This is a genomic window from Streptomyces sp. NPDC002144, from assembly GCF_053593695.1.
The window spans coordinates 1-9,546 of record NZ_JBSFDB010000117.1 but is presented as its reverse complement, the minus strand read 5'-3'; the positions used below and the strand labels follow the sequence as shown (position 1 = coordinate 9,546).

Below are 9,546 nucleotides of genomic sequence, written 5' to 3'. Positions count from 1 at the left end.
CCGGTGGCCGTTCTCATATCCGGGCCCTCACTCCGACGCCAGGCCAAACGCCCGGATCAGGTGGGAACCCGTACACCACTTCCCAGGACGCAACCGCGCGCAACCTTCCATTACCTGATCCTGGTCACCGAGGGTGAGTTGCGGCACGACGTCGATCACGTCACGCGGACCGTCTCCCCCGGCCAGTGGCTGTGGGTGCGTCCCGGGCACGCACAGTGCTGGCATCCGCCCGGCGCCGCCCGCGGCCCGTTCGTCCTGTTCGAGCCGGGCGTGCTGACGGCCGGCACGGCCCGTCTCCTGGCCCCGCTCACCTCGCACGAGGCCCCCGCCGTGCTGAGTCCGCACCCCGAGGACGCCGTCTGGCTCCAGCAGACGGCCCTCCAGCTCCTGGACGAACACCGCGCACTGGGGCGCCGCCCCCTCGACGTCCACCACGCCCTGCGGCGCAGCCTGCTCGAATCACTGCTGCTGCGTCTCGCCAACGCCCCCGGCATCACCCCCGCCGACACCACGGCCGGTACGGGCCGTAGTGAAACCTACGGACAGTTCGTGGACGCCCTGGAGCTGCACTTCCGCGAACTGCACCGGGCCGCGGACTACGCCGAGCTGCTCGGCTGCTCGGTCCGCACCCTCAGCCGCGCCGCCCGGGACGCCACCGGCAAAGGGGTCCGGGAGCTCATCGATGAGCGGCGGCTGCTCGAAGCCCGGCGCCTGCTGGGAGGTGCTCGGTGGGACGCCCGGGCTGTGGCCGCGCACCTCGGCTTCACCGATCCCGCGAACTTCGGCCGATTCTTCCGCGATCGCACCGGCCTGACTCCGGCCGCGTGCGCGGCCCGAGAGGCCACTGCCGGCCCGTGAGCGGTAGGCGGCGGCCGGGAGTCGGCCTTCCCTCTTCGGCTCAGTCGCCGAGCAGCACCACATGCTTGCCCGGCGTCGTGCCGGACTCGACGTCGGCCTGGGCGTCGCGCACCTGCTCCAGACCTCGGTAGGTCTTCGCGACCGGGGCCTTGAGCCGACCCTCGGCAATCGCCTGGAGCTGCTGCTGGAACACCTCGGGCGGCAGGTCGGTTGCCTCGCCCGCGTAGCTGGTCAGCCGCACCCCACTCGGGATCATGAAGGGGGTGAAGTCCGGGACGGACCAGCCGCCCGCCAGGGCGCCGGTGAAGCAGACCGTGCCGTGCAACCGCACACATCCGAAGGTGTCCGGCAGGACCGTGCAGCCCACCAGCTCCAGCGCCGCGTCGACGCCCTGCGGAACGAGGTCGCGGACCTTCTCGGCGAGGTGCCCGTCGTCCACGACCGGGTGGTCGACCCCCATCGCCCGCAGCCCGTCGGCCCGCTCGGCGTCGCGTGTGGTGGAGATGACTTTGGCCCCGATCTCCTTGGCCATCGTCGCCGCACTCAGACCCACCGTGGAGGTGCCGCCGCGGATCAGCAGCGTCTGCCCGGACTTCAGGCCCAGGCCGCGGGTCAGTGAGCCGTACGCGGTCTGGAACATCTCCGGCAGGGCGCCGACCACGTCCCACGGCAGGCCGGTCTCGAACGGGATGACCTGCCCGGGGACGGTCACGTACTGGGCGTAGGCACCGTCGTAGGAGCGTCCCATGCCGCCCATCATGCTCGCGACCTGCTGTCCCGGGTGCAGCCCGCTGTCCTCGTCGGCCTCGTCGACCACTCCGACGCCCTCGATGCCGGGGATGCGCGGGTAGGTGACCTCCGCGTCCGACTCTCCCTTGCGGGTGGTGACCTCGGACTCGTTGACGCCGAACGCCTTCACCTCGATCCGCACCCAACCGGGCTTGCGTGCGGGCACCGCCACGTCCTTGACCTCCAGTGCGTCGAGGCCGCCGGGGTGGGTGATGACGACGGCCCGCATCGTCGCGGGTGTGGCGCCGTCGGCTGCCGTGGGGTGGCTCATGCCGAGCTCCTTGTTCGTCGACCGTCGGCTGTCACGGGCGGTCGATGCCCTCGTACAGGTCGAGGACAGCCTGGTAGTGCGCGCCGGCCTCGAAGGGCATCGCGCCGACACTCCCGGAGGTGGACCGGTCGACGACGGCGGGCCACAGACGGGTGTGCTCGCCGGTGGCGAAGTCGAGCACGATGTCGCGGATGCGGGTGTCGCGCTCGGTCTGCTCAGTGCTGCGCCCCGGCTGTTCCTGGCCGACCAGGGCGTGCATTTCGCTGCCGTGGACGGCGGGAACGCCTTCGGCCGGTCCGATCGCCAGGAGATGGGCGTTGCCGCCCGCGGCGGCGTGGGCCAGGGCAGCGCGCGCGGCGGGGAGCCCGTAGATGTAGTCCGTCAGGAGCGCGGAGCGGACCTCGGCCGGAGTGCGGCCGCCCCGGTCGTAGGCGTCGACGATCTGCTGCGCGCGGGAGCGGGGAATGCGCCACCCGGCGACTTCGTCGGTGATGGCCCCGACGGTGTGTGGGTCGAAGCGGTCGAAGTCGTTCGCCACCCACCAGCCCAGCTCGTCGGTGGCCGCGCTCAGCAGGATGTCGATGTCGCGGTGTGTGCCCGAGGCGAGTACGTCCATGGGATGGGCGCGGAGCACCGCTCCGGGCTGTCCGGCATCCAGGACGACTCCCATGGCCTTGGAGTCGACTCCGGCGCGGACGCCGAGGTCCGTCGGGAGGACCTTGTGCAGGGCAGGAACCAGGGCTGACGCGTCCAGGTCGAGCAGCTTCTCCGGGTTGTCCGCGACGCCGAGTTCGGTGACGAACCGGTGCGCGAGCTCTTCGGCCCACCAGGCCGGCTGGACGCGTGAGGCGGCGCCGGAGAATCCGGCAAGACGCCGGTACAGGCCGTTGGCGGCAGGGGCGCCGAGCAGCCCGAAGGCGGAGAAGCCGCCGGCGCTGTGGCCGTAGACGGTGACGTTGCCGGGGTCGCCGCCGAAGTGGGCGATGTTCTGCTTGATCCAGGTCAGCGCGGCGATGACGTCCTGCAGGCAGAGGTTGGTGGCCTCGGCGAGCGCGCCGCCGTACTGCGACAGCGAAACCGCGCCCAGGGCGCCGAGCCGGTAGTTGATCGACACGCCCACCACGCGCCCCGTCGCGGCGAGACCGGAGGCGTTCGAGGTGATCTGCGTGTTGGCGCCGTACTCGAACCCGCCGCCGTGGATGTACACGGCCACCGGGAGCGCCTGCCCGGCCGGATGCTCGGGCGCCCACACGTTCAGGTTCAGGCAGTCCTCGCCGATCCCGCTGTTCGCCTCCAGCCAGTCGCCGCTGTCGGGCTGGACGGAGACGACGCCCTTGCGGTCGTAGGGGCGGTCCGGATCGAAGTCCGCGAGCACGGGGCGGCGGTATCGCTCGGCGGCGGCGTACGGGATTCCCCACCAGGACCGCACCCCTGGTGCAGTCGGGGCTGTGGGTGCGGTGGCGGTCATGGGATGTCCCTTCGAAGCGGTGCGGGAGTTTCACGAGGCGTGTCGGCGGCGGGTTGCTCGCTCTGAAATCGTCGCCTGGGATTCGTCCAAGGGCCCGGCAGGCAGCGGTCACCTGGTGGTCGCCACGTGACACTTCTCCACGCCGCTCTCACGTAGCCCGGGTCGCCGCGCGCAGGCGGGACTCGTGGCGGCTCGCTGCCGGCCGAACGCCCTCCTGGCCACGGCATACGACCTGAAGGCCTTGTCCTCAGTGGTGTCCAAGGAGCCGGTCGGCCGCTGTCGTCACCGCGGAACTCTTCGCGTTCACCGCCGCGCAGAGGAAGTCACGGCGAGACCCGACGGTCGTCCGGCTCGAAGCCGGTGAAGCCGGGCTCTCGGCACGAACCACCAAGCGTCGGCTCACCTGTATCTCGGGCCTGTTCTGCCCGTTGACCGCAACCTGGTGCCGACCGGACTGGCCAAACACCGCCGCGACGGGGAGGCCGCAGGAGGGCCTTGACGCTGCGCCATGCTGGGGAAGCGGGCCGGTCAGGTCGCGGTGTAGCCGCCGTCCAGGGCCAGGACGGACCCGGTGACGTAGGCGGCGGCAGGCGAGGCGAGGAAGGTGTAGGGGGCGGCGATCTCCTCGGCGGTGGCCCGGCGGCCGAGGAGGGTGAAGATGTTGATGCGCCGGCCGGCGGCCGGGTCGTCGTGGGCGGTGACGCTGTCCATGATGACGGCGATGTAGCCGGCCACGACCGCGTTGACCCTGATGTGGTGTCCTGCGATGGATGACGTCATGGTGACGTTGACCCTTGTGTCCGCCGGGGATGCAGTGTGGCCAGTTCGTCGCGTGCCCCGTGCCACAAGGCGTCTCGCAGTCGGTGGAACTCGCGAGCGGATCGGGTCGCCGGCCAGTCGGGCGGGAGGTGTTCGGTGGGGAGTCCGGGGTCGGCGCGCAGGAGGTCCCCCCAGGTGTCGAAGAGTTCGACCAGTTGGGGCAGTTGGTTGTCGGTGGTCGGCTGTACTGCTTCCCAGCGGCGCAGGAAGGTCTCGTGGGCCTGCCGCAGGGCGGCCATGTCCCAGACGCGTTCGATGAGCGAGGCGACGTCGGTGGGGGTGATGGCGACGGCTTCGAAGGCGGCCGGTTGTCCTTCGGCGGGGTCGGCGTAGTCGAGGATGGCGGAGGCGTCGACGCGGCCGGGTGTGATCCACACGTTGGCCATCAGGCGCCCGAAGCCGGCCCATTCGAGTCGGGTGCCGAGCTGGTAGCGGTCGTTGCGCAGTGCGGGTGGGGTGGGGAAGGCCAGGAGTGTCCATTCGTGGGCGGAGTGGCCGAGTGCCGCGGGGTCGAACATGCGGGTTCCGGCCTGCCGGACGAGCGCGCTGCCGGAGGGGGAGAGGTCGTACTCGACCGACCGGCCGATGCGGTGGTCCTGGAGCAGGCCACGCTCCGCGGAGCGGCGCAGTGCGGCGCGCATCGCGGGTTCGTTGATGCCGAGGGCGATACCGACGTGCACGAAGAGGCCGGCCGGCAGGGGGCCTGGGAACCCGAGGTCGGTGCGCAGCCCGAACGTCGTCATGACGATGCTGAGCGGCGGTCGCCGGTCGGTCTTTGCTGGCACGGAATGATGTTAGGTCAGGGTGATGAGGCGGCGACGGCCGCTGTGCCGCCCCGGCCACCGGCGGTGCGGGCCGGGGCGGCACAGCGGGGCGGTCACGGTGCGAGCGGCAGGAGGAGGCGGGAGGCGAGGCTGCCGCCGGTGCGGATGGTGTGGGTTCCCGCGTTGCGGGAGTGGACGTCCTCCGCGTCGGGGTCGATGGGCTGCGTCCGCGGCGGGGTGGTGGGACCGGCCGGGTGGCCGGCGATCTCGAGCACGAGTGTCTCGCCGGGGTGCAGGAGCATCCCGGTGGGCCACAGGGCGAGGTCCAGCTTGACGACCTGCCCCACGCTGACGAGTTCCTCCCGCGCGTGGGTCAGGTACGGCTCCAACTCCGTGGATCGCTCGGGATCGAGGGCCCGGTGCGAGGCCCGGATGCGGCCAAGGGGTCCGGCGTAGGCCACCGCGGAGGGCAGCTTCCCGTCCTGTGCGAGTACGTCTGCGAAAGCGCCTGCTCCCAGACCGGGGAAGGGGAAGTGGTACAGCACGTTGCCGTCGGCGTCGGTCTTGTACACCGCCGCGTACACGTCGAGATCGTCGCCCTCGGACGTCTCGATCCACAGTTGGAGACTGAGCGGGCCGAGCAGTTCTGTCTCCCGCTCCACGCTGCATCGGAAAACGGCCGTGGCCTTCTTGTCGGTCGAGTCGTAGGAGACGGAAGCCTCCTTCTCCGGAGGCTCGGCGGTGAGCCGGCCCGTTGCCCCGTCCAGGTAGAGGGGCGTCGACGTCACGTGCTTGGGGGGCCAGGTCGCTTCCACCCGGTCGACGATGTCCTCACCGCCCGGGTCGAGGACGGAGAGCCGGATCCGGGGAGTGTCCTCCCAGCCGTTGTCGTGACCGTGCAGGTACCGGTCGAAGAACCGGCGCAGATCCTCGACGCGTTCCGGCGTGGCGATGTCGACCCATTCCTGAACGTTGTGGATGCGCAGCCACTTGCGCTCGCTGCCCAGCTGCCGGAACGCCTGAAGGGTGCCGCGGGTGTGGATCGGGTTCGACCAGCTCGCCACCACGTAGGCCGGTACGTCCGCGGTGGAGAGGTCCGGACGCTTGTCCGCCCAGTAGGCGTTGTCGGTCGGATATCGCCGGATCATCTCGGCGATGTCCTCGAACCGCCCGGTGCCGTAGAGGAAGGCGATGATGTCCTCGTCGTGGAAGTCCGTGTAGGGGATGCCACCCCGGACGTTCACATCGCGATAGATGTCGTTCATCCCCTCCCAGGGGGCGATGGCCGCCAGGTGCGGCGGGTGCACGGCCGCAGTGGCCCACTGCACCATGCTGAGCTGCGAGTTGCCGGCCATTCCGATCTTGCCGGTGCACCAGTCCTGCGCCGCGATCCACTCGATCGTGTCGTACACGTCGTGGCCCTCGGCGGTGCCGAAGAACAGCATGTCGCCACCGGAATGGCCGGTTCCGCGTGCGTCGACGACGACGAGGGCGTAGTCGTTCGCGCACCAGTACGCGGGGTCGAGCGCCTCGAACGCCTGGAACCCGGAGACGTCCTTCGGCGGCACCCCGAAGCGAGTCGTCGCCATGTTCGTGTTCCACCATCCGCCGCGCTTGCCGTACGGCGTGTAGATGACGATCGCCGGGAGCGCACCGGTGGCCGAGGCGGGCCGGTACACGTCGCCGTAGAGGGTCACTCCGTCGCGCATCGGGATCACCAGGTCCTGGAGGATCTCGATGTCGATGGGCGTGGGGTGGGCTCCTTCGCCCTGCGCGCTCCCTGCGGGGATGATCCACGTCCCGGGCTCGGGGTCCGGGATGGGCGGGTCGGACCGGTCGAGCGGGTTGGCGGGGCGAAACGCCACGTCGATGTCTGCCGATGCTGCATCCATGTCGATGCTCCTTGTCTGTCCCGGGTGCCAGGTGCGGGCACGGGATCGACCCCCATCATGTAACAGATGTTCGCTATCGTCTATAATCTGTTATGTATTCCCGCGTGATGGGCGGGTGCGGTACCGCTTGATGTCGCGATGGCAGGTGATCTCAACGCAGCCTGTCGGGGTCGTGCATCGCAGCCCGACAACGTTCGCGAACACCGCCGGAGGACCGTCGCCGAACTGCGCGCCACGGCCGAGACGGACTACCCGCACGGTCTCGCCGACCTAGTCACTGCTGTCCTCGCGCACGGTGCACCCGTGCGCCCCGTCGTCCCGGCCGGATGAGACCTACGGTCCGCGCACCGCTGCTCAACGAATCGTCCGCGTACGGCTTGCTGCCTGCTGGACTGAGCCGGCGGCCTCGGCCCACCGGCTCATCACCCGCGCAGTTGATGGATGAGCGCTACGACGACGGCACCGACACCGAGCACCACGCCCAACGCCGGGGGACAGAAGGCCGTGCCGACAGCCTGCCCGCCCGATCCACCACCCCCTACCGCCCCTTTCCTGACACCCCCCACCAGCAGACCCGCCCCTCACCCCCGGATGCGGTGCAGCCCCAGCCCCAGGTGAGGGAGACCGCAACCCGCTGGACACGGCCGCTGCTGCTCGCTCCGAAGACGCGGCGGGCAGCAGCGACCGAGTCGCAAAGAAGCCCACGCCTGTTGCCGGTTGCCACTTTCCGGTCTCACTGTTCCGGGATAGAACGGCGCCTGAGCCACTCGCGGGAGCCGACCCGCCGCATCGGTCCTCGGTCGTAGCGGTGTCCGTCAGGAGCGGACGAACACGTCGGACGTAGATACCGCCACGCTTACTGCGGTTGAACTCGTGGTGTCGTAGGGGCTGATGGCTCCGTGCGGTATCACCGGGGCATGCGGTATCCACAAGGAGGCGGGCTGACTGCCGAACGGCAGCAGTTCCGCGAGGAGTTACGGCTCAAGGCGGTCGAGCGGTTCGCCCAGTGCGAGGCGAGCTCGGTCATCGCCAAGGCCCTGCGCGTCAACGTCCGCTCGGTACAACGGTGGCGGCAGAAGTGGGAGCGGGGCGGTCCGCGGGCCCTGCGGTCGCACGGGCCGGCATCGCTGCCGAGGCTGAGCCAGGAGCAGTTCGCGCAGCTGGAGGCGGAGCCGGCCAAGGGGCCGACCGCGCACGGCTGGGAGGACCAGCGCTGGACACTGGCGCGGATCAAGACGGTGATCGGTCGGCGCTTTCACATGGCCTACACGATCCAGGGCATACGGAAACTGCTGGCGCGTAACGGCTGGTCCTGCAGGTCCCGGCCCGACAGGCCATGGAGCGGGAGGACGGGCTGGTGGCCGGGTGGGTCAAGGAGGTGTGGCCCTGCGCGGAAGACTCGCGGCGGCCCGTGGAGCTTGGCTCGTCTTCGAGGACGAAGCCGGATTCTCCATGACGCCGCCGCACGCGAAGACCTGGTCACAGCGCGGCCGGACCCCGGTGGTGCGGGTCCGCGGCCGCTCCCGCAGACGGATCTCCATCGCCGCGCTGACCTGCTACAAACCCGGTCGCCGCTCCAGGCTCATCTACCGGCCCCGCCATGACGGCGGCCGTCGCGATGGGCGCAAGAGCTTCTCCTGGCGCGACTACCGGGACCTGTTGATCGCAGCACACCAGCAGCTCGGTGGCCCGATCGTTCTCGTCTGGGACAACCTCAACGTCCATAAGGCCGCCGACCCGCAAAAGTTGGCCGAGGCCCGGGACTGGCTGACCACTACCATCTGCCGCCCTACGCATCCGACCTCAACCCGGTCGAGGGGATCTGGTCCCTCCTGCGACGCGGCTGGCTCTCCAACGTCGCCTTCAGTACCCCTGAACACCTCGCCCAGCACATCCGGCGCGGCCTACGGCACATCCAGTACCGCAGCGAACTCATAGACGGCTGCCTCGCCGAGACCGGCCTGGCAATCAGACCCATCCGAGCAACCCGGCCACATCACGAGTTCAACCTCAGTCATGCAGGCCGGCCGCGAGTGCCTCGGCCAGGGTCACGGGCGGGCGGCCGATCAGGCGGCGCAAGTCGCCAGAGTCGGTGTACATCTCGCCGCGGTTCATACCGCGGTCAGCGTCAGCGAGGACCTCTGCCAGCTCGGCGGGTAGGCCCGCGGAGGCCAGTACCTGGGCGAAGTCGGCCACCGGGAGGTCAGCGTAGGCAACCTGCTTTCCGGCCGCAGCGGAGATCGCGGCGGCGAGCTCGGTCAGGGTGAAGGATTCGTCGCCGCCGAGCTCGTACACGGCGCCGGTGTGGCCTTCAGCGGTGAGGACGACCGCTGCGGCCTCGGCGTAGTCGGCGCGGGACGCGGCGCTGATCCGCCCCTCGCCTGCGGCACCGACGACCGCGCCGTTCTGCAGGATCTGCGGCAGTTGGCTGGTGTAGTTCTCCAGGTACCAGCCGTTGCGCAGCAGCACGCTGGGGATTCCGCAGTCCCGCAGATACGCCTCGGTCTCGCTGTGCGTGGCACCGATGACGGTGGTGGCCGTGTCCGCGTGCGTCGTGCTCGTGTACGCCACCAGCGACACGCCAGCGGACGCCGCGGCGTCGATCACGCGGCGGTGGTTGGCGACCCGCTCGCCCACGGGGACCGAGGCCGAGATCAGCAGCAGCCTGTCCGCCCCCGCGAATGC

At 70.3% G+C, this 9,546-nt stretch carries 7 protein-coding genes and 1 pseudogene; 2 read left to right on the top strand and 6 right to left on the bottom strand.

What is annotated here, in order from left to right; translation table 11 throughout:
• The first annotated feature begins 60 nt into the window (after positions 1-60).
• Positions 61-858 carry a helix-turn-helix domain-containing protein gene (locus ACWCQ1_RS51150; RefSeq protein ID WP_451030019.1) on the top strand — a complete coding sequence of 266 codons (798 nt, stop codon included), beginning with the start codon at positions 61-63 and terminating at the stop codon, positions 856-858.
• A 40-nt stretch (positions 859-898) separates the two neighbouring features.
• On the opposite strand, the gene ACWCQ1_RS51145 is transcribed toward ACWCQ1_RS51150, so the two are convergent.
• The 5 genes from ACWCQ1_RS51145 to ACWCQ1_RS51125 form a co-directional block, all read right to left on the bottom strand.
• On the bottom strand, positions 899-1,918 hold the full coding sequence (locus ACWCQ1_RS51145) for a zinc-binding dehydrogenase (protein ID WP_451030018.1): 1,020 nt from the start codon (positions 1,916-1,918) through the stop codon (positions 899-901).
• A 31-nt stretch (positions 1,919-1,949) separates the two neighbouring features.
• A complete protein-coding gene (locus ACWCQ1_RS51140; protein WP_451030017.1) occupies positions 1,950-3,386 on the bottom strand; it encodes a carboxylesterase family protein in 1,437 nt (478 codons plus the stop codon).
• Between the two features lie 528 nt (positions 3,387-3,914).
• Positions 3,915-4,166, bottom strand: a complete 252-nt coding sequence (locus tag ACWCQ1_RS51135; protein WP_451030016.1) for an SDR family oxidoreductase — start codon at positions 4,164-4,166, stop codon at positions 3,915-3,917.
• Positions 4,163-4,990 (bottom strand): PaaX family transcriptional regulator C-terminal domain-containing protein, encoded by an 828-nt coding sequence (locus ACWCQ1_RS51130; RefSeq protein WP_451030015.1) that lies wholly within the window; start codon positions 4,988-4,990, stop codon positions 4,163-4,165. Before ACWCQ1_RS51130 ends, ACWCQ1_RS51135 begins: the two co-directional genes overlap by 4 nt.
• Positions 4,991-5,082: 92 nt before the next feature.
• A complete protein-coding gene (locus ACWCQ1_RS51125) occupies positions 5,083-6,861 on the bottom strand; it encodes a CocE/NonD family hydrolase (protein ID WP_451030014.1) in 1,779 nt (592 codons plus the stop codon).
• Positions 6,862-7,778: 917 nt separating this feature from the next.
• On the opposite strand from ACWCQ1_RS51125, the pseudogene ACWCQ1_RS51120 reads away from it, so the two are divergent.
• Positions 7,779-8,837: pseudogene (locus tag ACWCQ1_RS51120) on the top strand (IS630 family transposase); the annotation flags it as partial.
• A gap of 34 nt (positions 8,838-8,871) precedes the next feature.
• Here ACWCQ1_RS51120 and ACWCQ1_RS51115 read toward each other — a convergent pair.
• Positions 8,872-9,546, bottom strand: a 675-nt coding sequence (locus tag ACWCQ1_RS51115) for an NmrA family NAD(P)-binding protein (RefSeq protein WP_451030013.1), incomplete at its 5' end; no start/stop codon positions are given.